This is a genomic window from Streptomyces sp. 891-h (genome assembly GCF_022760275.1).
Classification (GTDB): Bacteria; Actinomycetota; Actinomycetes; order Streptomycetales; family Streptomycetaceae; genus Streptomyces; species Streptomyces spirodelae.
Genome location: NZ_CP050693.1, coordinates 5760909 through 5785902 on the forward strand (window position 1 = coordinate 5760909; position 24994 = coordinate 5785902).

Annotated in this window: 21 protein-coding genes; 13 read left to right on the top strand and 8 right to left on the bottom strand. The window is 70.0% G+C overall.

Features of this window, described 5'->3' with window-relative positions:
• Positions 1-52: 52 nt before the first annotated feature.
• The 9 genes from HC362_RS25280 (at position 53) to HC362_RS25320 (ending at position 13395) form a co-directional block, all read left to right on the top strand.
• The gene (locus tag HC362_RS25280; protein WP_243086443.1) at positions 53-1744 is read left to right on the top strand and encodes a Na+/H+ antiporter subunit D; all 1692 of its coding nucleotides are present in this window, start codon (positions 53-55) and stop codon (positions 1742-1744) included.
• Positions 1741-2325, top strand: a complete 585-nt coding sequence (locus HC362_RS25285; protein ID WP_243086444.1) for a Na+/H+ antiporter subunit E — start codon at positions 1741-1743, stop codon at positions 2323-2325. The genes HC362_RS25280 and HC362_RS25285 overlap by 4 nt, the downstream gene beginning before the upstream one ends.
• Positions 2316-2768 carry a monovalent cation/H+ antiporter complex subunit F gene (locus HC362_RS25290; protein ID WP_243086445.1) on the top strand — a complete coding sequence of 151 codons (453 nt, stop codon included), beginning with the start codon at positions 2316-2318 and terminating at the stop codon, positions 2766-2768. Before HC362_RS25285 ends, HC362_RS25290 begins: the two co-directional genes overlap by 10 nt.
• Positions 2765-3190: a monovalent cation/H(+) antiporter subunit G gene (gene mnhG, locus HC362_RS25295; protein WP_243086446.1), complete on the top strand. Its 426-nt coding sequence runs from the start codon at positions 2765-2767 to the stop codon at positions 3188-3190. Before HC362_RS25290 ends, mnhG begins: the two co-directional genes overlap by 4 nt.
• Positions 3191-3292: 102 nt before the next feature.
• Entirely contained in the window at positions 3293-4024 is a 732-nt protein-coding gene (locus HC362_RS25300) for a VIT1/CCC1 transporter family protein (protein ID WP_243086447.1), read from the top strand.
• 223 nt (positions 4025-4247) lie between these two features.
• On the top strand, positions 4248-5447 hold the full coding sequence (locus HC362_RS25305) for a cytochrome P450 (protein ID WP_243088813.1): 1200 nt from the start codon (positions 4248-4250) through the stop codon (positions 5445-5447).
• Entirely contained in the window at positions 5447-6787 is a 1341-nt protein-coding gene (locus HC362_RS25310; RefSeq protein WP_243086448.1) for a cytochrome P450, read from the top strand. The genes HC362_RS25305 and HC362_RS25310 overlap by 1 nt, the downstream gene beginning before the upstream one ends.
• Positions 6788-7322: 535 nt before the next feature.
• On the top strand, positions 7323-11936 hold the full coding sequence (gene gltB, locus HC362_RS25315; protein ID WP_243086449.1) for a glutamate synthase large subunit: 4614 nt from the start codon (positions 7323-7325) through the stop codon (positions 11934-11936).
• On the top strand, positions 11929-13395 hold the full coding sequence (locus tag HC362_RS25320; protein ID WP_243086450.1) for a glutamate synthase subunit beta: 1467 nt from the start codon (positions 11929-11931) through the stop codon (positions 13393-13395). The genes gltB and HC362_RS25320 overlap by 8 nt, the downstream gene beginning before the upstream one ends.
• Positions 13396-13503: 108 nt before the next feature.
• Here HC362_RS25320 and HC362_RS25325 read toward each other — a convergent pair whose 3' ends face one another.
• From HC362_RS25325 to HC362_RS25350, 6 genes are all read right to left on the bottom strand, one after another.
• Positions 13504-13962, bottom strand: a complete 459-nt coding sequence (locus tag HC362_RS25325) for a hypothetical protein (protein ID WP_243086451.1) — start codon at positions 13960-13962, stop codon at positions 13504-13506.
• A gap of 61 nt (positions 13963-14023) precedes the next feature.
• A complete protein-coding gene (locus HC362_RS25330; RefSeq protein ID WP_243086452.1) occupies positions 14024-16192 on the bottom strand; it encodes a DUF6571 family protein in 2169 nt (722 codons plus the stop codon).
• Entirely contained in the window at positions 16192-16698 is a 507-nt protein-coding gene (locus HC362_RS25335; RefSeq protein ID WP_243086453.1) for a hypothetical protein, read from the bottom strand. The genes HC362_RS25330 and HC362_RS25335 overlap by 1 nt, the downstream gene beginning before the upstream one ends.
• Positions 16699-16851: 153 nt before the next feature.
• Positions 16852-17928 carry a hypothetical protein gene (locus HC362_RS25340; protein ID WP_243086454.1) on the bottom strand — a complete coding sequence of 359 codons (1077 nt, stop codon included), beginning with the start codon at positions 17926-17928 and terminating at the stop codon, positions 16852-16854.
• Between the two features lie 14 nt (positions 17929-17942).
• The gene (locus HC362_RS25345) at positions 17943-18602 is read right to left on the bottom strand and encodes a hypothetical protein (protein WP_243086455.1); all 660 of its coding nucleotides are present in this window, start codon (positions 18600-18602) and stop codon (positions 17943-17945) included.
• Between the two features lie 103 nt (positions 18603-18705).
• Positions 18706-19296, bottom strand: coding sequence for a MarR family transcriptional regulator (locus HC362_RS25350; protein WP_243086456.1), 591 nt, complete (start codon positions 19294-19296; stop codon positions 18706-18708).
• Between the two features lie 65 nt (positions 19297-19361).
• Between HC362_RS25350 and HC362_RS25355 the strand changes: the two genes are divergently transcribed.
• From HC362_RS25355 to HC362_RS25365, 3 genes are all read left to right on the top strand, one after another.
• Entirely contained in the window at positions 19362-20090 is a 729-nt protein-coding gene (locus HC362_RS25355) for an SDR family oxidoreductase (protein WP_243086457.1), read from the top strand.
• Positions 20091-20912: 822 nt separating this feature from the next.
• A complete protein-coding gene (gene dapA / locus HC362_RS25360) occupies positions 20913-21935 on the top strand; it encodes a 4-hydroxy-tetrahydrodipicolinate synthase (protein WP_279240136.1) in 1023 nt (340 codons plus the stop codon).
• 32 nt (positions 21936-21967) lie between these two features.
• Entirely contained in the window at positions 21968-22687 is a 720-nt protein-coding gene (locus tag HC362_RS25365; protein ID WP_243086459.1) for a maleylpyruvate isomerase family mycothiol-dependent enzyme, read from the top strand.
• 16 nt (positions 22688-22703) lie between these two features.
• On the opposite strand, the gene HC362_RS25370 is transcribed toward HC362_RS25365, so the two are convergent.
• On the bottom strand, positions 22704-23543 hold the full coding sequence (locus tag HC362_RS25370; RefSeq protein WP_243086460.1) for an NAD(P)H-binding protein: 840 nt from the start codon (positions 23541-23543) through the stop codon (positions 22704-22706).
• Positions 23544-23754: 211 nt separating this feature from the next.
• Here HC362_RS25370 and HC362_RS25375 point away from each other — a divergent pair, with 211 nt between their 5' ends.
• Positions 23755-24342, top strand: a complete 588-nt coding sequence (locus tag HC362_RS25375; RefSeq protein ID WP_243088814.1) for a TetR family transcriptional regulator — start codon at positions 23755-23757, stop codon at positions 24340-24342.
• Between the two features lie 45 nt (positions 24343-24387).
• Here the strand turns inward: HC362_RS25375 and HC362_RS25380 are convergent, their stop codons facing one another.
• The gene (locus tag HC362_RS25380) at positions 24388-24987 is read right to left on the bottom strand and encodes an HD domain-containing protein (RefSeq protein WP_243086461.1); all 600 of its coding nucleotides are present in this window, start codon (positions 24985-24987) and stop codon (positions 24388-24390) included.
• Between the last annotated feature and the right edge of the window lie 7 nt (positions 24988-24994).

A 24994-nucleotide genomic window follows, 5' to 3' on the forward strand; every position in this document is an offset into this window, starting at 1 on the left:
CGGGCACCTCGCCGTCGCGGCGGGGACCCGTTGCCGCCGAGGGAGGGCGCTCATGAGTGGGGCCGCGACACTGGTGCCGCTCCCGGTGATCCTGCCCCTGTGCGCGGCGGGGCTGAAACTGGCCATCGGAGCAAGGCTGGAACGCGTACAGCGGTTCATCAGCGCTGCCGTGCTGCTCGCCGTCCTGGTCGCCTCGCTGCTGCTGCTGATCGCCGCCGACCGGCACGGCCCGCAGGTGATGGACGCGGGCGGCTGGGCGCCCCCGGTGGGGATCGTGCTGGTCGCCGACCGGCTCTCCGCGCTGATGCTGGTGATCTCCTCCTCCGTGACGCTGAGCGTGCTCGTCTATTCCGTGGGCCAGGGCATGGCCGACAACGACGACACCACCCCGCTGTCCGTCTTCCACCCCTCCTATCTGGTGCTGGTCGCCGGGGTCTCGGACACCTTCCTGGCCGGGGACCTGTTCAACCTCTACGTCGGCTTCGAGCTGATGCTGACGGCCAGCTATGTGCTGATGACCATCGGCGGCACGCTGGCGCGCATCCGCGCGGGCGCCACGTACGCGATCGTCTCGCTGCTGTCGTCCATGCTGTTCCTGGCGGCCGTGGCCATGGTCTACGCGGCGGCCGGGACCGTCACCATGGCCCAGCTGCCCGCCCGGCTGGACGCGCTGCCGCAGAGCGTGGGCATGGTCATCCAGATCGCGCTGCTCGGCGTCTTCGCGATCAAGGCCGCCGTCTTCCCACTGGCCGCCTGGCTGCCCGACTCCTACCCCACGGCCCCGGCACCGGTGACCGCCGTCTTCGCCGGGCTGCTGACCAAGGTCGGCATCTACGCCATGCTGCGCACCCAGACGCTGCTCTTCCCCGGGCAGCGCATCGGCGGCGTGCTGATGGTCCTGGCGCTGCTGTCGCTGCTCGTCGGCATCCTGGGCGCCGTCGCACAGACCGACCTGAAGCGGCTGCTGTCCTTCACCCTGGTCAGCCACATGGGGTACATGGTCTTCGGTATCGGCCTCGGCACCCTTGGCGGTGTCTCGGGCGCGATGTTCTATGTCGCCCACCACATCACCGTCCAGACCACCCTCTTCCTCGTCGCCGGGCTGATCGAACGCCGCAGCGGGACCACGGACCTGCAGAGCCTGGGCGGTCTGGCGCGCCTCTCCCCGCTGCTGGCCGTGCTGTTCTTCGTGCCGGCCCTGAACCTCGCCGGTATCCCGCCGCTCTCCGGCTTCCTGGGCAAGTTCGGGCTGCTGCGGGCCGGGGTGGACGACGGCGGGGTGCTCGCCTACGTACTGGTGGCGGGCGGCACCGTCACCAGCCTGCTCACCCTGTACGCCCTGGCCAAGGCGTGGAACCTGGCGTTCTGGCGCTCCGCCACGCCGGAGATGTGCGCGGCGGGCACGGTGCTGGAGTCGACGGAGGAGGACAGCTCCCAGGAGCCGTCCGGAGCGGGTGCCCAGGGCGCCGACGCGACCCGGGGAACGCCGCAGCCGGACGTCGGTGACTGGCCCGCCGGAGGGCTCAGGGTGCTGGTGCCGCGCCGGGTGACGGCCACCTTCGGCGGCCAGGAGATCACCACCACCAGCTCGCTCCCCGTCAGCATGGCCGGTGCCACCGCGGCCCTGGTGCTCTTCGGACTGGCCTTCACCGTGCTGGCGGGGCCCCTGTTCGGACTGACCGACCGCGCGGCCGGCGAAATGCTGTCGCGCACCCCCTACGTGGAGGCGGTGATGGACAGATGACGGCCCCTCAGCGGCTCCCCGAGGCCAGCCGGCTGCGGGCCACCCAGTGGCCCATGGTGCTGGGCCTGACCCTGCTGTGGCTGCTGCTGTGGGGCACTCCCACCCCGGCCAACGTCGTGACGGGGGTGCTGGTCGCGCTGCTGGTGGTGCTCGTCTTCCCGCTGCCGCCCATCGAGAAGCAGGCCCGCCTCCACCCGCTGGGCCTCGTACGGTTCATCGGCACCTTCGGGCTGGACATGGTGGTCTCCAGCTGGCGGATCGCCCTGTCCATCCTCGCGCCCGGCCGCCCGCGCTGCGCCGTGCTCGCGGTGGAGATGCGCTGTCCCGGCGATCTGATGCTGACCGTCACGGCCGTGGCCGTCACCGCCGTACCCGGCAGCACCGTCCTGGAGGTCGACCGCCGGTCGGGAACCCTCTATCTGCATGTGCTCGGCGGCGACCGGGAGGAGGATCTGGCGCGGGCCCGGCGGGACGCGCTGCGACTGGAGACACGGGTGGTGGAGGCGTTCGGCACCGCGGCCGACGTCACCGCGATCCGCGCTTCCGAGGCGGCCGAGGAGGTGTTCGGCCGGTGGCGGTGACGGCTGCGTCCCACGCGTTGGCCTTCGAGGCGGCCGCGGTCAGGACGCCGGACTTCGAGGTGGCCGCAGGCACGGCGCCGGACTTCGACGTCGCCGCGGTCCAGGGGCCGGCCTTCGAGGTGGCCGCGGCGGTGATCGCGGGACTGCTGCTGGCCGCCGGGCTGATGGTGACCCTCCGGCTGGTGCGGGGGCCCTCGACGCTGGACCGCGCTGTCGCCCTCGACGCGCTGGTCGCCGTGGTGATGGCCGGGATCGGCCTGCAGTCCGCGGTCCGCAGCAACCCCTTCTACCTGCCGGTTCTCCTCGTCCTCTCCTTCCTCGGCTTCACCGGCTCGGTCGGTGTCGCCCGCTTCATGGCGCTGCGCGACGAGGCCGGGACCGAGAACGTGGACGAGAGCGAGGGCACCGGAGAGCCCGGCACGCGCCCTGAGGAGCCGCGATGAGCTGGAACGGAGTGGCCGATGTGGCAGGGGCAGGCTGCATGCTGGTGGGCGCCCTGCTCTGTCTGCTGGCCGGGATCGGTCTGCTGCGGCTGCCGGACGTCCTCAGCCGGATGCACGCCGCGACCAAGCCCCAGTCCTTCGGCCTGCTGCTCGTCCTGTTCGGCGCTGGGCTGTGGCTGCGCAGCCCCATCGACCTGTGCACCCTGCTGCTCGTCGGCCTCTTCCAGCTGCTGACCTCTCCGGTGGCAGCGCACATGGTGGGCCGCGCCGCCTACCGGACCGGTCGGCTGGACCGGGAGGGGCTGGTCCGCGACGAGTTGGCGGACGTGCTGCGGACGGCGTCCTCGGGGCGGGGTGCCGAGAGCGGGCAGGGGCCGGGCGATGCGGAAGGCCCGGAAGGAAATCCCAGGTCAGCGGGGTAAGTACGGCCTTCCTTGCTGGCAGCGCAGCGGCCTTGGTGCCTACGCTTCGAACAGTGGGCGCTTCCCGCGCCTGCAGTTCGAAGCGAAGGAGCCGTACCGGCCATGTCCCCAGCCGGAGTCACCGACCCGACCCACGTCGCACACCGCGACAACCACACCCACCGTGACGTCAACGGCGGTTGGCTGCGGCCGGCCGTCTTCGGCGCGATGGACGGGCTGGTCTCCAACCTCGGTCTGATGACCGGCGTGGCAGGCAGTTCCGCCTCCTCGCAGACCATCGTCATCGCCGGTCTCGCCGGGCTGGCGGCGGGCGCCTTCTCGATGGCGGCGGGCGAGTACACCTCCGTCGCCTCGCAGCGGGAACTCGTCCAGGCCGAACTGGAGATCGAACGGCGGGAGCTGCGGCGCAGCCCCGGCGAGGAGGTCGAGGAACTGGCGGCGCTCTACGAGTCCCGCGGGGTGGACCGCCGCCTGGCCAGGAAGGTCTCCGAGCAGCTGCACCGCGACCCCGAACAGGCGCTGGAGATACACGCCAGGGAGGAGCTGGGCGTCGACCCCGCCGAGCTGCCCTCACCCACCGTCGCGGCCGTCTCCTCGTTCCTGTCCTTCGCGCTGGGCGCCGTACTGCCCGTGCTGCCCTACCTCTTCGGCGCCACCGCGCTGTGGCCCGCCGTGCTGCTCGCCCTGCTGGGGCTGTTCGTGTGCGGAGCGGTCGTCGCGCGGGTCACCGCGCGCTCGTGGTGGTTCAGCGGAACCCGCCAGCTGTTCCTCGGCGCGGCCGCTGCCGCCGTCACCTACGGGCTGGGCGCGCTGTTCGGGGTCGCGGTGGGGTAGCCGGGGGCCCGCTGGGAACGTTCGGGTGACCGGCGACGGCGTGATTCCCGGGGCGGGGGTGCCGATCGTGGTGAAGGTGCATAGGCTGGGCGGGCACGAGTGACAGCCAACTGCCGCCACCCCCAGGGGAGTTGTGACCGTGACCAGTCAGCCCCAGCCCGCCGCGGCCGGGTGCCCGGCCCACCCGGGCAGCAGCCGGACCGCTCCCGGTCCCGTGCCGCTCATGGGCCCCCGGTTCCACACCGACCTGGAGGCGGTCTACCGGGACATGCGCCGCGACCACGGCCCCGTCGTCCCGGTGACCCTCCCCGGCGACGTACCCGCCTGGCTGGTCATCGGCTACCACGAGCTCTGCCGGGTCACCGCCGACCCGGTGCTCTTCCCCCGCGACCAGGGCCTGTGGAACCAGTGGGAGACCCTCCCCGAGGACTGGCCGCTGCGCCCCATGATCGGCACCCGGCAGCCCTCGGTGTACTTCACCGTGGGCGACGAGCACCGCCGCCACCTGGCCATGGTCCAGCACGCGCTGGAGAGCGTCGACCACGTCGGGCTGCGCCGTACCACCGAGGAGATAGCCGACCGCCTCATCGACAGCTTCTGCTCCACCGGCGAGTCGGAGATCGTCTCCGCCTACGCCAAACCGCTGCCGCTCCTCACCCTCGCGCGGCTTCTGGGCTTCCCCGACTCCGACGGGCCCGAGCTGATCCGCTCCCTGACCGACATGGCCGACGGCGGCCCCGACGCGCTGGCCGGGTTCGAGCACGCGCTGGCCCTGATGTCGCGGCTGGTCGCCCGCAAACACGCGGCCCCGGGCGTCGACATGGTCTCCGCCATGCTGGCCCACCCCGACGAGTTCACCGACGAGGCCTACGTCCTCAACCTGATGGCCGTCACCTCCGCCGGCTTCCTGCCCACGGCCGACTGGATCGGCAACTCGGTGCGCCTCATGCTCACCGACGAGCGGTTCGCCGCCTCGCTGACCGGAGGCCGCCACACCGTGCCCGAGGCCATGAACGAAGTGCTGTGGGAGGACACCCCCACGCAGATACTCGCCGGCCGCTGGGCCGCGCGCGACACCCGGCTGGGCGGCCATGCGATCGCCCGGGGTGACATGCTGCTGCTCGGCCTCGCCGGGGCCAACAGGGACCCGGCGGCGCACGCCACACGCGGCCCGGACGGCCCGCACCACAGCAACTACGCGCACTTCGCCTTCAGCCACGGCGAGTACCAGTGCCCCTTCCCGGCGCAGGAGATCGCCGAGGTCATCGCCAGGACCGGCATCGAGGTGCTGCTGGACCGGCTGCCCGACCTCGAACTGGCCGTGGCGCCCCGCACGCTCGCCCGCCGTCCCTCGCCGTTTCTGCGCGGTATGACGGTGCTCCCCGTCCGCTTCGCCACCACACCCCCGTACGGAGGACGCTGATGACCGGGAACGGCCCCAGCACGGAGAGTGAGCCCCGCGAGGTGGGCGGCCTCGGCGTTGGCAGCGGCCCCTGCGTCGGCGGTGGCCCCACCACGCCCGGCTCCGCGGAAACCGGCTCCGCGGAATGCCCGATCGTCATCGACCCGCTGGTCGGCGGCCTCGCCGAGGAGACCGAAGCGCTGCGGACCGCAGGACCCCTGGCCCGTATCGACCTCATGGGCGCCCCGGCCTGGACGGTCACCACGCACGCCGAGGCCCGCAAGCTGCTCACCGACACCCGGCTGGTGAAGGACATCAGCCGCTGGACCCTGTGGCGCAGCGGCGAGATCGACGAGAGCTGGCCGCTGATCGGCATGGTCGACGCGGGCCGCTCCATGTTCACCGTCGACGGCGCCGAGCACCGGCGGCTGCGCGTCAAGACGGCACAGGCCCTCACCCCGCGCAGGCTGGAGGGGATACGGCCCGACATCGAACGGATCACCGGCCGGCTGCTGGACGCGATCGAGGCACGCGCCGCCGAGGCGCCCGAAGAGCCCGTCGACCTGAAATCCGCCTTCGCACAGCCGCTGCCGATGTCGGTCGTCTGCTCCCTGATGGGCGTCGACCCCGCGCTCGAGCCCCGGCTGCACCGCCTCTACGAGGCGTTCTTCTCCATGCTGACGCCGCAGGACGAGCGGCTCGCCGTCATCCAGGAGCTGGACGAGCTCTACGCGGAGATGGTCCGGGAGAAGTCACTGGCCCCCGGGGACGACCTCACCAGCGCCCTCATCCTCGCCGACGAGGGCGGCGAGCCGCTGACCGCCGAGGAGGTACGGGGAAATCTGGAAGCCATGGTCGCCGCGGGGCACGAGACCACGGTGACCCTGATCCTGTGCGCGGTACGGGCGCTGCTCACCCATCCGGAGCAGCTGCGTCCCGTCCTCGACGGCGAGGTCGGCTGGGAGGCCGTCATCGAGGAGACGCTGCGCTGGGAGTCGCCCTCCACCCACCTGCTGATGCGGTTCGCGACCTCGGACATCGAGGTCGGGGGTGTGGTGGTGCGGGAGGGCGAGGGCGTGGTGATGTCCTACCGGGCCATTGGGCGGGATCGGGCCCAGCACGGTCAGGATGCGGACCGCTTCGATGTACGGCGCCCCGCGCCCGTCCGGCACCTCGCCTTCGGGCACGGCCCGCACATCTGCCCCGGCGCGGGGCTGTCCCGGCTCGAGGCATTGGTTGCCCTCCCGGCGCTGTTCGAGCGGTTTCCGGCGCTCTCGCTGGCCGTCCCGGTCACGGAGATCCGCAACCGTCCGGTGCTCACGCAGAACGAGTTGGATTCGCTGCCCGTACGGGTGCGGTAGCCGCGGTAGCCGCTGCGCCGATGAGGGGCTGCCCCTTGCTGCCCCTTGCTGCCGTTTGCGGGCTGCGGCTGTGTTCATGGCTGGTCGCGCAGTTCCCCGCGCCCCTGAATGGCTGCCCCGCAAGCTTGGGCAGTCTGCGCCCGGGGGATCGGCGCTGTGACCTGGTTCATGGCGCTCCGAAAAGGGCGGCCCCATGATCGTTGTGTTACCCGGCGGTTTCAGCTCGGGTCGCGCTGGGCAGTAGTCCGTAACGCCGCCGGCAACGACGCCTGCGCGCAGGAGAAAGCCGCTCGTTCACCCGGGGCCACCCACCCCGAACCCTCTGTGCAGGTCCCTTCCGGTCCCATAAGGACCACGCCGCGTCGGCGCGCTGACACAGCCGCGCCCGCGTTCGCATGGTGAGATGAGTCTTCCACTTTCCGGGAAGTCCGCCACCATGTAACCTGCACGAAAATTTCTGCACCACCTTTTTGCCATGTGAGGGCCAACGTCGTCCCTCGGTACGTACCACTGCCACGAGACGACGGGAGAGCCGATGCGTGCTGTGCCGACAGCGGATTGGGCCGCCCACCGCCCTGCCAAGCAGGGCATGTACGACCCCCGATATGAGCACGACGCCTGTGGTGTCGGCTTCGTGGCGACCCTGACCGGTGAGCCCAGCCACGAGCTGGTCGAAAAGGCGCTGACCGTGCTCCGCAACCTCGAGCACCGGGGCGCCACCGGCTCCGACCCGGACACCGGCGACGGCGCCGGCATCCTGCTGCAGGTCCCCGACGCCTTCCTCCGCGAGAGCGTCCCGTTCGCGCTGCCCGAGCAGGGCTCCTACGCGGTGGGCATCGCCTTTCTGCCCAACGAGGACGAGGACCCCGAGGCCACCTCGGCTGCCGTCTCGCACATCGAGACGCTGGCGTCCGAGGAGGAGCTGACGGTGCTCGGCTGGCGCGAGGTCCCCGTCGCTCCCGAACTGCTGGGCCCCGGCGCCCGCGCCACCATGCCCACCTTCCGCCAGCTGTTCGTCGCCGACCCGGAGGGCAAGCGCAGCGACGTCGCCCTCGACCGGCTGGCGTTCGTCCTGCGCAAGCGCGCCGAGCGCGAGGCCGGCGTGTACTTCCCCTCCCTCTCGGCACGCACCCTGGTCTACAAGGGCATGCTGACCACCGGGCAGCTGGAGCCGTTCTTCCCCGACCTGTCGGACCGCCGCTTCGCCACCGCCATCGCGCTGGTGCACTCGCGCTTCTCCACCAACACCTTCCCGAGCTGGCCGCTGGCCCACCCGTACCGGTTCGTGGCGCACAACGGTGAGATCAACACCGTGCAGGGCAACCGCAACTGGATGCGGGCCCGCGAGTCCCAGCTCGCCTCGGAGCTGTTCGGTGACAAGGAGAAGCTGGAGCGGATCTTCCCCGTCTGCACCGAGGGCGCCTCCGACTCGGCGACGTTCGACGAGGTCCTCGAGCTGCTGCACCTGGGCGGGCGTTCGCTGCCGCACTCGGTGCTGATGATGGTGCCCGAGGCCTGGGAGAGCGCCGAGTCGCAGGACTCCATGGATCCCGCGCGGCGCGCCTTCTACCAGTACCACTCCAACATGATGGAGCCCTGGGACGGCCCCGCCTGCGTCACCTTCACCGACGGCACCCAGGTCGGCGCCGTTCTCGACCGCAACGGACTGCGCCCGGGCCGGTACTGGGTCACCGACGACGGGCTCGTCGTCCTCGCCTCCGAGGTCGGCGTGCTCGACATCGACCCGGCCAAGGTCGTGCGCAAGGGCCGCCTCCAGCCCGGCCGGATGTTCCTGGTGGACACCGCCGAGAAGCGGATCATCGAGGACGACGAGATCAAGTCCCAGCTCGCCGCCGAGCACCCCTACCAGGACTGGCTGGACGCGGGGCTGATCGAACTGGCCGACCTGCCCGAGCGCGAGCACATCGTGCACACCCACGCCTCGGTCACCCGCCGCCAGCAGACCTTCGGCTACACCGAGGAGGAGCTGCGCGTCCTGCTCGCGCCGATGGCCCGCAGCGGCGCCGAGCCGATCGGCTCGATGGGCACCGACTCGCCCATCGCGGCGCTCTCCGAGCGGCCCCGGCTGATCTTCGACTACTTCACCCAGCTGTTCGCGCAGGTCACCAACCCGCCGCTGGACGCGATCCGCGAGGAACTGGTCACCTCGCTGCACTCGCCGCTGGGCCCGCAGGGCAACCTGCTGGAGCCGACGGCCGCCTCCTGCCGCAGCGTCACCCTGCCGTTCCCCGTCATCGACAACGACGAGCTGGCCAAGCTCATCCACATCAACGCCGACGGCGACCTGCCGGGCTTCAAGTCCGCCACGCTCTCCGGGCTCTACCGCGTCGCCGAAGGAGGGGACGGCCTCGCGGCCCGTATCGAGCAGATCTGTGCGGAGGCCGACACGGCGATCGAGTCGGGGGCCCGGCTCATCGTCCTGTCCGACCGCCACTCGGACGCCGAGCACGCACCGATCCCGTCGCTGCTGCTCACCTCCGCAGTGCACCACCACCTCATCCGCACCAAGCAGCGCACCCAGGTCGGGCTGCTGGTGGAGGCCGGCGACGTGCGCGAGGTGCACCACGTCGCGCTGCTCATCGGCTACGGCGCCGCCGCGGTCAACCCCTACCTGGCAATGGAGTCCGTCGAGGACCTGGTGCGCGCCGGCACCTTCCTGCCCGGTGCCGAGGAACTGCCGCCCGAGCAGGCCATCCGCAACCTGATCTACGCGCTCGGCAAGGGCGTGCTGAAGGTGATGTCCAAGATGGGCATCTCCACCGTCGCCTCCTACCGCGGCGCGCAGGTCTTCGAGGCCGTCGGCCTGGACGAGGAGTTCGTCGACCGCTACTTCCACGGCACCACCACCAAGATCGGCGGCGCCGGGCTCGACGTCATCGCCCAGGAGGTCGCAGCGCGGCACGCCAAGGCGTACCCGTCCTCCGGGATCGCGCCCGCGCACCGGCTGCTCGACATCGGCGGCGAGTACCAGTGGCGCCGCGAGGGCGAGCCGCACCTGTTCGACCCGGAGACGGTCTTCCGCCTCCAGCACTCCACCCGGCAGCGCCGCTACGACATCTTCAAGCAGTACACCCAGCGGGTGGACGAGCAGTCCGAGCGGCTGATGACGCTGCGCGGCCTGTTCTCCCTCAAGAACGACCGGCCCTCGATCCCGATCGAGGAGGTCGAGCCCGCGAGCGAGATCGTCAAGCGGTTCTCCACCGGTGCCATGTCCTACGGCTCCATCTCGCAGGAGGCCCACGAGACGCTGGCCATCGCCATGAACCAGCTCGGCGGCAAGTCCAACACCGGCGAGGGCGGCGAGGACCCCGAGCGGCTCTACGACCCGGCCCGGCGCTCCGCGATCAAGCAGGTCGCCTCAGGACGGTTCGGCGTCACCTCCGAGTACCTCGTCAACTCCGACGACATCCAGATCAAGATGGCCCAGGGCGCCAAGCCCGGCGAGGGCGGCCAGCTCCCGGGCCACAAGGTCTACCCGTGGGTGGCGAAGACCCGGCACTCCACGCCCGGCGTCGGCCTGATCTCGCCGCCGCCGCACCACGACATCTACTCCATCGAGGACCTCGCCCAGCTCATCCACGACCTGAAGAACGCCAACCCCAAGGCCCGCGTCCATGTGAAGCTGGTCTCCGAGGTCGGCGTCGGCACGGTCGCGGCGGGTGTCTCCAAGGCCCACGCGGACGTGGTGCTCATCTCCGGGCACGACGGCGGCACCGGCGCCTCGCCGCTCACCTCGCTCAAGCACGCGGGCGGCCCCTGGGAGCTGGGCCTGGCCGAGACCCAGCAGACGCTGCTGCTCAACGGGCTGCGCGACCGGATCGTCGTACAGACCGACGGCCAGCTCAAGACCGGCCGCGACGTGGTCATCGCAGCGCTGCTCGGCGCCGAGGAGTTCGGCTTCGCCACCGCGCCGCTGGTCGTCTCCGGCTGCGTGATGATGCGCGTCTGCCACCTGGACACCTGCCCGGTCGGTATCGCCACCCAGAACCCGACGCTGCGCGAGCGCTACAGCGGCAAGGCCGAGTACGTCGTCAACTTCTTCGAGTTCATCGCAGAAGAGGTCCGCGAACTCCTCGCCGAGCTGGGCTTCCGCACCCTGGACGAGGCCATCGGGCACGCCGAACTGCTCGACACCTCCCGGGCCGTCGACCACTGGAAGGCCCAGGGCTTCGACCTGGCGCCGCTGCTGCACGTACCCGAACTGCCCGACGGTGCGGTGCTGCACCAGGCGATCCCGCAGGACCACGGCCTGGAGAAGGCGCTCGACAACCAGCTCGTCAAGCTGGCCGCCGACGCGCTGCAGGCCGACACCGCCGAGCAGGCCGAACCCGTCCGCGCCCAGGTCGCGATCCGCAACGTCAACCGGACCGTCGGCACGATGCTCGGGCACGAGGTCACCAAGAAGTTCGGCGGCGCCGGACTGCCCGACGACACCATCGACATCACCTTCACCGGCTCCGCCGGCCAGTCGTTCGGCGCCTTCGTACCGCGCGGCATCACGCTGCGGCTGGAGGGCGACGCCAACGACTACGTCGGCAAGGGCCTCTCCGGCGGCCGCATCGTCGTACGCCCCGACCGGGGCGCCGACCACCTCGCCGAGTACTCCACCATCGCGGGCAACACCCTCGCCTATGGCGCCACCGGCGGCGAGATCTTCCTGCGCGGCCGGGTCGGCGAACGCTTCTGCGTCCGCAACTCCGGCGCGCTGGTCGTCTCCGAAGGCGTGGGCGACCACGGCTGCGAGTACATGACCGGCGGCACGGCCGTCGTCCTCGGCGGTACGGGGCGCAACTTCGGCGCCGGGATGTCCGGCGGCACGGCCTACGTCATCGACCTGGACCTGGCCAACGTCAACGCCGGGCTGCGCGGCGCCGTCGAAGAGCTGACCGACGACGACAAGGCGTGGCTGCACGAGGCCGTGCGACGCCACCAGGAGGAGACCGGCTCCACCGTGGCCGCCAAGCTCCTCGCCGACTGGGACGGACCGAACGGAGCGCTCAGCCGCTTCAGCAAGGTCCTGCCCGCCACGTACAAGGCTGTGCTCGCCGCCAAGGACGCCGCCGAGCGAGCGGGGCTCAGTGAGTCCGAGACCCACGAGAAGATGATGGAGGCGGCGACCAATGGCTGACCCCAAGGGCTTCCTGAACACCGACCGCGAGGTCGCCGAGACCCGTCCCGTCGAGGAACGGGTCAAGGACTGGAACGAGGTCTACGTACCCGGCTCCCTGCTGCCCATCATCAGCAAGCAGGCCGGGCGCTGCATGGACTGCGGCATCCCCTTCTGCCACAACGGCTGCCCGCTGGGGAACCTCATCCCCGAGTGGAACGACTACGCCTACCGCGAGGACTGGGAGGCAGCGTCGGAGCGTCTCCACGCCACGAACAACTTCCCGGAGTTCACCGGGCGGCTGTGCCCGGCCCCGTGCGAGTCGGCGTGCGTGCTGGGCATCAACCAGCCGGCCGTCACCATCAAGAACGTCGAGGTCTCCATCATCGACAAGGCGTGGGAGACCGGGAACGTCACCCCGCAGCCCCCGGAGCGGCTGAGCGGCAAGACGGTCGCCGTCATCGGCTCGGGCCCCTCCGGGCTGGCCGCCGCCCAGCAGCTCACCCGCGCGGGCCACACGGTCGCCGTCTACGAGCGCGCCGACCGCATCGGCGGGCTGCTGCGCTACGGCATCCCCGAGTTCAAGATGGAGAAGCGGCACATCAACCGCCGTATCGAGCAGATGCGCGCGGAGGGCACCAAGTTCCGCACCGGCGTGGAGATCGGCCGCGACATCGACGCGCGGAAGCTGCGCAAGCGGTACGACGCGGTCGTCATCGCGGCCGGCGCGACCACGGCCCGCGACCTGCCCGTCCCGGGCCGCGAGCTGAACGGCATCCACCAGGCGATGGAGTACCTGCCGCTGTCCAACAAGGTGCAGGAGGGCGACTACGTCGAGCCGCCCATCACCGCCAAGGACAAGCACGTCGTCGTCATCGGCGGCGGCGACACCGGCGCCGACTGCGTCGGCACCGCACACCGGCAGGGCGCGGCCTCCGTCACCCAGCTGGAGATCATGCCCAAGCCGGGCGAGGAGCGGGACCCGGCCCGCCAGCCGTGGCCCACCTTCCCCATGCTCTACAAGGTGACCTCCGCGCACGAGGAGGGCGGCGAGCGCGTCTACTCCGTCAACACCACCCACTTCGAGGGCGACGAGGACGGCAACGTCCAGTGGCTCCACCTGGTGGAGGTCGAGATGGTGGACGGCAAGCTGGAGCCCAAGCCGGGCACGGAGCGGAAGATCCCCGCCCAGTTGGTCACCCTCGCCATGGGCTTCACCGGCATCGACCGGGAGAACGGCCTGGTCGAGCAGTTCGGCGTCGAGCTGGACGCGCGGGGCAACGTCGCGCGGGACGGCGACTACGCCACGAACGTCCCCGGCGTCTACGTCGCCGGCGACGCCGGCCGGGGCCAGTCGCTGATCGTCTGGGCCATCGCCGAGGGCCGCTCCGCGGCCAAGGCCGTCGACCGCTACCTCACCGGCGAGGCCAGCACCCTCCCCGCGCCGATCCGCCCCACGGACCGCGCGCTGACGGTGTAAGCCCTGATCCCTTTCAACTTCCGTACAAGGGCGTACGGACGACGCGGCGCCTGCCAGTCCCCGACCGGGCCACGGCAGGCGCCGCGCGCGTGCGCGCTGCGTGCGGCTTCACCGCGAACATTGCGGTGACGCTGCCACTGCCTTGCTGTAATTCTCGGTGAACGCCTTCACGGCCCGAAGGTCGGGTTTCTGCGGACCGGGGATACGGGTGATGGCGAAGAGGTCCCAGCCTTTCTTCTTGGGGTCCGCGCATGCAACGCGCTTGGCGGCGCCCTGCTGCCCGTACTGAAAGTCCTTGCCTCCTTCGACGTTTTCCGGCTCCAGCTCCGGTTGCAGCTCGGCGACCGAGAGGGCGTGAGTTCCCCGTCCCCGCCACTCCTGAGTGGCTACGAAGACAACATCACCGTCGACACTCAACTCGCAGTGGACAATCCCGTGATTCAGCAAGACGTCAACTTTTTTGAGACTCAGTTCTTTTCCCGACGGCAACAGGGGATCGAGCAGGCGTGCTTCCACCGGGGTTCCGCACAGTGAGTTCGGGGTTGCGTATTCCTTCTTCTCCTTCACGCACGCCGAAAGGGCTGCTGTCGCCGAAAGAAGAGTCGACAAGGCGGGCAGCGCGACTGTTCTAGATGTCAGTCTCAAGATCTCCTGCCATCTTCTCGGCGTTGGTTCCGGCGTTGCTGAAGCCCTTATTGGTTCCTTCCTGAGCCCAGTCGGCAACGTCTCCTCGGTAAGGCGAGTCCTGCGCTTTCGCAGCCAGGAATGCGGCCTTCTGATGCAGAGCGATGTTGGTGTTTCTGCTGTCCTGCCACTTTTCTCCGGCCGCATAGGCGGAACCCTCCTGGTTCTTGGCCTCATTCGCCTGGAAGACCTCTTCCAGGACCATGCTGCTGGCCGTCGATGCGGCTTCTGCGCTGACGGCTGCGGCGAGGGGACTCGCCACGAAGGAGGTGCCCACTCCGATCCCGACGCCGATGGCGCCCGATGCGAGGTTCTTGCCCTGGGCCATGGACTGGATGAAATCTTCGTCCTTCTGATTGGCGGGGCCCAGGACGGCCTCCTGCCTGCCGATGGCCAAAGTTGCTGCGACCTCCCCGGACTGCTCCGCGATTCTGCGGATTGCTGACTCCGGAGATTCGGAGGTCTCGATATAACGCTCGCCCTCAGGGAGGTCGGGATTCAAATGGTAATCCATCAGATTGGCCGCGTATTGCTTCTGTCCGAGTTCGACCGTTGCGTAGCCCTCGGGGTTCTGGCCCAAGCTCACCAGGAAGCGGGTGATGTCCAGGTGGGAGGGGCTGGCCTGGGCGCCGGTGAGGGGGTAGAGCTTGGGGGTGTCGCCATAGGTGTCGTCGGAGATGGCGCGGTTGATGTCGGGCAGATAGTGCGCCGTCATCTTGCCGAGGCTGTCGGACATGTATCCGTTGTCGGTGAGCTTCCCGCCGTCCTTGGCGATGGTGTGCACCACGTCCTCGAAGAGCTTCACCTGCCGCTCGTTGTGGGGCGGCAGGTCACGGGGGATCGGCTCCCCCACGGGCGTCCCGGTGGCGCCCGCGGCGATCGCTTGGGCCAGGTGATTCTTGCCGGTGGGGAGCTCCTCCCCACCGACGTCGTACTCCTTGGGCCACACCCGGTCGTTGAACAGATAGTGGAAGTTCGTCTTCCCGGAAGGGCCCTCGGTAAGGAAATCCGTCGCGGCTTCCGGGTTTCGGGCCAGGCCCTTCAGGTAGCCGGTCATCGGGTCGAGACCGCCGTCGGGACCGTTCGGGTTGAGGCCGTAGGAGCCGTCCGTGTCCCAGCCGGGGTCTTCTCCGCCGTCGCTGCGCCGCCTGTCCTCGGCGACCAACTGGGCGCCGTACTCCGTCAGAAACGAGTCGTCGTAGTCCCCGTACCGCATCAGATTGCTCATGACCTGGAAGCCGACCGGCCCGCCCGGCTCCTTGCCAACCGCGCCCGGTCCCGCCGCGATGAGCGCGCGCTCCCAGCGGTCCATTGCCGCGCTGTCGGAGTGGGTGGCCAGGGCGAGCGTCGTGCTCAGATTCTTCTGGAGTTCTCCGAGATCGGCCGGCTGCAGCCGGCCGGGGTCGTTGACGGCGAGCCAGTAGGCGAGCGTACCTTCGGGGCCCAGTTCCGTCGCGAAGCGTTCGGCGAAGAGGCTGTCGCCTCTGTGTCTCTTGAGGAGACGGTTCAATTCGGCGGCCTTCGCGGGGTCCTCGGCCAGCGCCGCGGCGCGCTCGGCGTCATCGAGGGCCTTTGCCGCCTCGTCCCGGTCCCTGTAGCGCGCGTCGGAGAATCCGTACTTGCTCTGGTCCACCAGGGCGCAGAGCGCTTCTTTCGCGGAACTGTCCGACTCGGTCGCCCTCTTGAGCAGAGCGGCGACGTCGTCCCGGAACCGGTCGAGGGTCGGTTGCGGGACCTGTGCTCCGTCCTTGGCCGAGACTTCGAACGACCCGCCGCCGGTGGCCTTGACCCGGATGTGGCACCAGTCGGCTTCGGCGACCTTGAATTCGAGGGAATCACGGTAGTGGGCCAGTTCCGCGCACGTGTCCTTGAGAATGCTGTAGATGCTCTCCGCCTGGGTGTGCGCGTCTTCGATCTCCCCGACCGTCTTGCGGATGAAGGAGCGGGTGACCTCGGAGTTGACGCCCGCCCAGTCCGCCTTCTCCGCCCGGCCACGCAGCTGTGAGCGCGCGTCGGCGGCCAGCGTTTCGAGCTTGTTCCTCATCTGCCGCCAGTCGGCGACCGCATTCCCGAGGCTGGTGAATTCCGCTCCGAGCAGCGCTTCGAGTTCCATCAGCCGGCACCTTCCGGCGGCTTCGCAGCCGCCTTGGAGGCGGGCGGCTGCGGCTGGGTCCGTTCGTCGAACCCTCTGCCCAGCTCCGCGATTTTGCTGATCTGGACCCGGATCCACCGCTCGTCACCCGCGTGCGCCTTCCTGGTGAAATCCAGGTGGTTGGAGATATGGGCGCAGGCGTCCAGCACGGTCTGCAGCTGCTCGTCCCAGCGTTCGACGATGTGGCCGAGTGCCGCTGCCAGCTCGAAGTCACCCGAAAGAGACCTCTCGGCAGCCTGGGTGCTCGCCCGCGCGTGGCCGCCGTCGCTCTTCAGCCGCCGGTACACCTTGTACGCCTCGTCGCCCACAGCGGCCAGATCCCGCTGACTGACCTGGAGGTCACCCGCGGGGGAGGAGCCGACCGTACCGGGGCGGTACGCGCCGTCCGGCGCCCCGTTGAGCCGTATACGCGTCGAGCCCTGTTGCGAGCCGCGCTTGAGCTGCTCCCACTCGCTCGCAAACGACATCGTCCCCGCCCCCTGACTACCTGACTACCCACAGTCACCGACTGGGCTGGAACGGTAACAGGCGCTGCGGCTCGCGGTGCGAGGGGCGGAGCGAGAAGGCAAAAGGGGCTGCCGGTTGCCCGGCAGCCCCTCCCGTCGTCCGTGTCGGACCCGTCAGTCGCGGACGATGGACTGGATCTCCTTCACGGTGAGGTTCCTGGTGGTGCTGAAGGTACCCGTCGGGAGGGGGCCGCCCTCGCCGTCGGTGCTCGTCCACTCAGCCTTCCAGGTGAGAGTCGCCTTCAGCGGGTAGGAGCCGTTTCCGCTGGTGGCCCGCAGATACCTCACCCCGCAGGGTGGTGTCCGATCCTTCTTGCCGGCCTTGTACTCCTCACCGATCTTGCCGTTCTTGTACACGCATTTCCCGGACGCCGGATGGGTTTTGGCGTCGTCCGTGCCGGGTTCAAGGGTGAGCGAGGTGGGTGTCGCAGTAGTGGTCGCCGAGAGAGTGGTGCCGTCGGCGAGGTCGAGTCGAGCGGTGACGCTCACCGGCTTGAACCTCGTCTCATCCATCCAGACCCAGGTGTCGAGGTTGACCGTCTGCTTGCCGTCCGGGTTCAGCGATATATCCGTCTCAGGAATCGGCAATTCCTCGTACGCGTACTCCGCGAGGATCTTCGGGCTGACCGCGAGGGGCATGTCCTTGGGCGGCTTGCCCTTCGGCACCCAGATGGCGTGCTCGCTACAGGCGTCCGCGGCGGGGTCGTCCGCCTTATTGGGGTTCCGGACCCCCTCCCAGAACATGCCCTTGCCTTGCTGGTCGAGGTTGTAGTCGTCGTACTTGTCGGTCTGGTAGTAGTTGTCGAGGATGTTCTTGGCCTGGCCGAGGAGAGCGTTGGAGAGATCCGTTGCATCGGCGCCGGGATCGAGGATCGGTTTCTCCTCCTTGTCCTCCTTCTTCGGCTTCTCAGGCTTCAGTTCGTCCATCCTCTCCTTGAGCTCCTTGGGTGTCGTCTTGGGCTCGTACCAGCACGCAGGAGCTTCCCAGTTGGGGTCCTTGGGGTTCAGCTTGACGGTGTTCTTGGCCTTGCCCCCACCGCCGACGATCTGGACATGGGACACCTCGGACGTCACTTTCGGGTTTCCGGCGTTGTCCGAGAGCGACCCTGTTCCTGAGCCCTTCCCTCCTGGTTCGGCAGCATGCGCACCGCCCGAAGCGGTGAGCAGGAGAACTGCTGCGAGACCGGCCACCGAACCTTTACGTGTCAACTCATACACTTTGCAGCCCCCGCTGTCTCAGAACCCGATGTCGCTTGCCAGACACCTTCCTTGTTGCGCACCATTCGCAGTGTGCTGAAGATGTAGTTCTTGTCGCCGCCGTTGTTGGGTTCGAGCTTCCCCGTCTTGAGGATCTTGTTCTTCGCCTTGCTCTCGTCGGCGCAGAAGGTCAGATTGGCGACCTTGTCTCCGTCCAGCTTGACGGTCTGGTTGTAGTAGCGGGTGACGCCTGCCCAGCTCTTCCCGTACTTGACGAAGCTCCGGATGTACTCGTTGGCGGAGATGGCGGCCTTTCCCGTTGTGTAGACCGTCACTTGATCGACGTCTTTTCCCGTGGTGATGACACGGTCGATCGCGTTGATCCGGCGCTGGTTGTCCGCCAGGACCTCGTCCTTTTTCGGGTCGCCCGTCTCGGCGGCCTCGAACACGTTCTTCGCGTCCTTCGCCAGCTTGATCTCGTCCGGCGCCTTGCGGTCGGAGGTGCTCGAACTGGCCGACGGCGAGGAGGACTTGGCGCTCGGCTTGGCCCCGTCCTTGGCGCCGTCGATCTTGTCGTCCGAGTCGCCGTCGCCCCCGCACGCGCCCAGGAGGAGGGACGCGGCCAGGGCTGCTGCGGTCCACATCGCTGTGCTGGCCTGCTTTTTCATGCGCAAGTTCTCTCAGCTCTCTGTCCGTGGGCGACGGCGGTACGAATCACCCGCAGTTTTGATCACTTAAAGTTACTACAGTGAAAGGAGGGTCGACAGTCCCTCACTCCGGTTCTCCCACTTGAGTCAATCGGTGATCGTTCAACCGTCGTTGAACGTCCTGAAGAAGGACACGCAGCAAGTCGGCAAGCTGGTTCTGCTGTTCCGTGGTGAGACCCGTCAGCAGGTCGGCTTCTCGGGTGAGGACCTGGTCGACGGTGGATTCGACCAGTTCGTGTCCGGCCGTGGTCAGTTCGACCACGACCGAGCGGCGGCGGCTCTCTCCCCCCGACGTGGTCCGGGCGGCACTCCCGGGGCTGCGCGTGACCAGGCCCTCGCGTTCGGCGCGGGCCACCCGCTGGGAGATGGCGCCCGCGGTGATCATCGTGCGCGCGGTCAGCTCGCGGGTGGTGAGCGCGTACGGCTCACCCGCGCGCCGCAGCACGCTGAGCAGGTCGAGGGTGGCGGCGTCCACGCCCGCGCGGGAGAGCACGCGGCGGCGGTCGTCGCCGAACAGCTTCGCCAGCCGCCACAGTGGGGTGACGATGCCGATCGAGGAGACGGGTGTGCCGGGGCGCTCGCGCTGCCATGCGGCGGCGATGTCCGCCACGGGGTAGTCGGTCGCGCTGTCCAGCGGGTACTGATCGCTTGCCATGGCCCCTTCTTCCAGTGTTATGTTTAGGTCTAAATTTAGGTCTGAATGAGCATGGAGGACACTGTATGGCACGCGGCATCCTGGTCACCGGCGGTGCGACAGGCATCGGGCTGGCCGTGGCGCGGCACTTCGCGGAGCAGGGGGACACAGTCGTCATCACAGGGCGGCGACAGGGCGCGCTGGAGACGGCGGCCAAGGAGATCGGCGGACGCGCAGTCGTCTGCGACCACACCGACCCGCAGGCAGTGGAGCGGCTGCTGCCACAACTGCCCGACCCGCTCGACGTGCTGGTCAACAACGCGGGCGGCAACACCGACTGGGACGTACCAGCGGACGAGGCGCTCACCGCGCTGGAGGCGTTCGCGCACCGGTTCCGCGCCAACCTGGACGCCAACCTGCTCAGCGCCGCATTGACCACCAAGGCGGTGGAGGACCGGCTGGCTGGGGGCGGCGCCGTGATCAGCATCGGCTCCATCGCGGCCGACAAGGGCTCCGGCGCCTACGGCGCGGCCAAGGCGGGCCTCGCCTCATGGAACCTGGGGCTGGCGCGGGAACTGGGGCCCCGCGACATCACGGCGAACGTCGTCGCGCCGGGCTATGTCGCCGACACCGAGTTCTTCCGCGACCAGCTCACGCCCGAACGGCGCGACCACCTCATCGCCTCCACCGCGCTGGGCCGCCCTGGTGTTCCGGAGGACATCGCGGGCGCCGTCGCCTTCCTGGCGTCTCCGGCGGCGCGTGACATCACGGCGCAGGTGCTCAACGTCAACGGCGGGGAACACGGCACGCGCTGACCGGCCGTCGCCTGTCCGGTCCGCCCCCCTCCGCCTGTCCGCCCGTCCGCGCAGGGAGCGCCGCTCCCTGCGCGGAGCGCTGTCCCCGCCGCGGAGCACTGCTCTCGTTGCGGTGTTCCGCTCTCGTCGCGGAGTGCTGCCTCAGGCGTGGAGCGCCGTCCCTGCGTCTCGGAGCGGTGCTCTCGCTACGGAGTACCGCGCTCGCTGTGGAGCACTGTCTCCGGCGTGAAGCGGCGTCCCTGCGTCGGAGCACTGCTCTCGTTGCGTATACCGCTCTCGTCGCGGAGCGCTGCCTCCGGCGCGGAGCGCTGTTCCCGAGGCGGAGCGCTGCTCACCTCGTGAAGTGCTGGTCTCGCTGGGGGCCCCGCCCCGGGCGGGCTTCTTGCCAGGCGGTGGTGCTCCGGGCGCGGACCGTTGCACCCGCTGCGGAGCACTGCTCCCTCCGCAGAGCACAGCCCCCGCCGCGCAGCACGGCTCTCATCACGGAGCACTGCTCTGGCCGCCGAGCACTGCTCCCGCCATGGAGTGCTGCTCCTCTCGGAGACGGCTGTTGCCGTGCCGGAGCACTGCTCTCATCGCGGAGCGCCGCCCCGGCGGTGAAGCGCTGCTCCGGACATGGAGCGCTGTCCCAGCCGTGAAGCACTGCCCTAACCACGAAGCATCGCCCCTGCGGTGAAGCACTGCCCTAACCATGAAGCGTTGCCCCGGACATGGAGCGCTACCCCTGCGATGGAGCGCCGCCCTGGCCATGAAGCGCTGCTTACGTGTCGCCGTCACGGCAATTAAATGGCGCACCAGCCCGCCGCACCGCACACTCCGGCCATGCCGATCACCGCAGGGCCGTTGGGCCGTATCGCAGTAGCAATGGTCACCCCGTTCGATTCCGCCGGGGAGCTCGATATCGAGGGTGCCCGGTGGCTTGCCGCGCACCTGGTGGACGAGGGCGGGTGTGACGCCCTCGTCCTCAGTGGGACGACGGGCGAGTCACCGACCACCTCGGACGACGAGAAGAGAGCGCTGGTGCGTGCCGTGGTGGCGGAGGTGGGGGACCGGGCGTGCGTGGTGGCGGGTGTCGGCTCCAGCGACACCCGCCACACCGTCGCGCTGGCCCGGGACGCCGAAGCGGCCGGCGCGGACGGGCTGCTGGTGGTGACGCCGTACTATTCGCGCCCCACCCAGGAGGCGGTGGCGCATCATCTGCGTACGGTGGCCGACGCGACCGGGCTCCCCGTGCTGCTCTACGACATCCCGGGCCGTACCGGAACCGCGCTGAGTACCGAGACGCTGTTGCGGCTGGCCGGGCACCCGCGGATCGCGGGCGTCAAGGACTGTGCGTACGACCTGCTCAAGTCCTCCCAGGTGATGGCTCGGACGGGGCTGGCGTACTACGCGGGCTGTGACGAGTTCGCGCTGCCGCTGCGGGCGATCGGTGGGGCTGGGTGTATCAGCACTGTTGCCAATGTCGCGGCACGGCAGGTGCGCGGGGTGCTCGACGCGTACGACGCGGGGGAGGGCGACCTGGCGGCGCGTCGCCATCTCGCGCTCGCCCCGCTGATCGAGGCGGTGATGACCGGCCAGCCGGGAACAGTCGCCGCGAAGGCCCTGCTCAGCGCGCGCGGTCTGCCGGCGGGCCCGGTGCGCGGACCGCTCCTGGACGCGGACCCCGCGCTGACGGCGCGGCTGCTGAAGCTCCTGGCCGAGACCGAGACCGAGACCGAGACCGAGACCGAGACCGAGACCGAGAGCGAGGGCAAGGGCGAGGGCGAGGGCGAGGCCCACGGCGAGACGGAACCGGAGGCCGGGGTCGGGGCTGGGGCCGGAGCCGAAGTTGGGGTGAGGGGTTAGTGTCGGTGCCCGTGATACCTCCTGTTGCTGAAGTGGCCGAGGCGCAACGGGTCCTCCGGGGCGTACTCGCTGAGGTGGACGACGAGCAGGTCCGGGCGCCGTCCCTGCTGCCCGGCTGGTCCCGGGGGCATGTGCTGGCCCATCTGACCGACAACGCCCGGATGTTCGCCCGTCTCGCCGAGCACGCGCTGCGCGGGGAGCGGGTGCCCGCCTACGACGGCGGTCAGGCGGAGCGCGACGCGATCATCGAGGACTCGGCAGGACGGACGGCCGCCGAACACCGGGCCGCGCTTGCGGAGCACACCGAGGCTCTGATGTCCGTATGGTCCCGGGCGACGGCCGAGGACTGGGAACGGCCCGTCTCCTTCCGCAACGCGGACATCGCCGCGACCGTCTTCGCCCGCTGGCGCGAGGTGTGGATCCACTTGGTCGATCTGGACCTCGGGGTAAGCGCTGCGGCCTGGCCCGAGGGGCTGGCCGGTCATGCGCTGGACTTCCTGCTGAGCCGGCTCCCGGACGGCACCTGCCTGGTCGCCACCGACCTCGACCGGCGCTGGCCGACCGGAACGGCGGTCTCAGTGCCGGTCCGCGAAGTGCGCGGAGAGGTACGGGACCTGGCGGCGTGGCTGGCCGGCCGCACCCCCGGCGCCCCGCCCACCTCGCCGGACGGCCTGCCAGAACTCGGCCCGTGGCCGCCGCATCCGCCGCATCCGCCCCATCCGACCACCCGGCGCCCGGCCTCGAGCGGATAGCTCTGACCGTGAGCTTTCAGGTCAGTTCCCGCTCCACGAAGGCGCGGAAGCCGCGCGGCTGGCGGCCGGTGATCCGCTGAACGGTGCCGGTGGTGCGGTCCTCGGCGCCACCGGCGATGTCCCGGTCCAGCCCGGCCAGCAGCGCGGCGAACTCGGCGGGCATGGCGGTGGTCAGCCGGTCGCGCAACTGCTCGTAGGTCAGTCGCCGATGGGTCACCGCGCGGCCCGTCACCTGGCTGAGGACGGCCGCCACGTCGTCGTGGCTCAGGGCCTGGGGGCCGGTGAGGACGAGGTCCGTGTTCGGGGCCCGCGTGCCGGTGAGCGCGTGCGCGGCAACGGCCGCGATGTCGTCGGCGTCAACGAAGGCGACTCGGCCCTCGTCCGTGGCGGTCAGGATGGTCCCGTTCTCCCGGATGCTCCTGGCGTGCGGGTGCTCGCCGGTGAAGTTCTGCATGAACCAGGAGGGGCGCAGCACGGCCCACTCCTCGAACAGGCCGGGCAGCGCCTGGTGCACCCGCCCCGTGGCCGGGCCGCCTGCCGGGACCGCCGAAGAGCTGAGCAGTACCGCGCGGCGCACTCCCACGGCGCGGGCCTGTTCGAGGAAGGGCAGCATGACGTCGGCCGGGTCCGGGTGGCCGATCGGCGGGACCAGATAGACGCGGTCCGTGTCGCGCAGCGCCTCGCCATGGCTTGCGGGGTCGTACCAGTCGAAGCGGACGGGCTCGGTGTCCGGGACGGGGGTGGAACTCCGGGAGGCGGCTTTGACGCGGTGCCCGCCGGCGGCGAGCCGGGCGGCGACGCGGCTGCCGGTGGTGCCGGTCGCCCCGACGACAAGGGTGGTGCCGGTCGTGGTCATCGGCTGCTCCGGGTGGAGTCGTTCCCCGGGTTCTCCGCCGACGCAGCGTGTGCGGTGTGTGCCGTGGGTGCGGTGCGTGCCGCGCGTATGGGCATGGGCATGGGCATGGGTACTCCTGTCCCGTACGATGCGGACCCTGGGTCCGTTTCACGGTTGGACGATACGGACCCCGGGTCCGTTTCGCAATCAGGAGTGGCACGTGAGTCACCGCATGCCCGAGCGCAGACCGCGCAAGGACGCAGCCCGCAACAGGGCAGCCGTCCTGGCGGCAGCCGACGAGCTCTTCTCCCGCTGCGAGAGCCCGGAGGACATCACCATGGCCGACGTCGCAGCCGCGGCAGGCGTAGGCAAAGCGACGCTGTTCCGCGCCTTCGGCGACCGCACCGGGCTGATCCACGCGCTCTACGAAGCGCGCCTGGAACCGCTCAGGAACGCCACGGAGCAGGGCGAACCGCCGCTGGGCCCGGCCACCCCGCCGCTGGAACGCGTACCGGCGCTGCTGGACGCCGTGCTCTGCTTCAAGTTCGACAACCGCCACCTCGCCCTGGCCCTGGAGGGAACCGGCAGCGAGAGCCCCTACCAGGGGGAGCACTACGAGAGCTTCCACCGCACCCTCGCGGGCCTGTTGGGGCAGATCCCCGGATTCGACGGCGGTGACACCGACTTCATCGCGCACGCGCTGCTCGCGGCCACCCGCGCCGATCTGGTGGAACACCTCGTACGCCACGAGAGGGCGGAACGCGAGCAGGCGAGGGCCCGGCTGGCGGGCTTCACCGCCAGGGTGCTGGGTCAGGGCTGAGCGGCCGACGGCCGTCCTGCCGGGACGTCGGGACATCGGGACGTCTCAGGGGCGGAGCAGGCCGCGGGCGACGGCGGCCTGTTTGACCTCCTCGTACAGCGCCGTGAGCGTCGGGCTGGCGCTCACCCTGGGGAGTTGGAGGCGGTCGAGTGCCGCGGTGTCGGCGTCCACGTCGGACCAGCCCTGGCCGGTGAGCAGCCGCATCAGTGCCGGGTTGAGGCGGTCCACGCCGCGTACCAGCCGGGCCTCGGGGGTGGCGCCCTCCTCGTACTCCCGCCACAGTGCGAGAAGTTCGGGGCCGAGCGGTTCGGGCAGGGCTCCGAACCGCTCGCGTGCTACCGCGTCCTCCGCGCGGGCCTTCGCGGTGGCGGCGTCGGCGCCGGCCGTCTGCCAGGCCGACGGGTCGCCCGCGTCGATCTCCACCACGTCGTGCATCAGGCACAGCTTCAGCATCCGGCCCAGGTCGAGCCGCAGCCCGCTCTCCCGTTCGAACTCCGCGTGCAGCACCCAGCACACCATCGCCAGGTGCCAGGAGTGCTCGGCCACCGATTCGGGCCGGGTGGGGGTGGCCCGGTTGTGCCGTTCCACCTTGCGGAGGCGGGCGGTGTAGGAGATGAAGTCGAACAGGGCGCGGGTGTCCGGCATGGCTGTT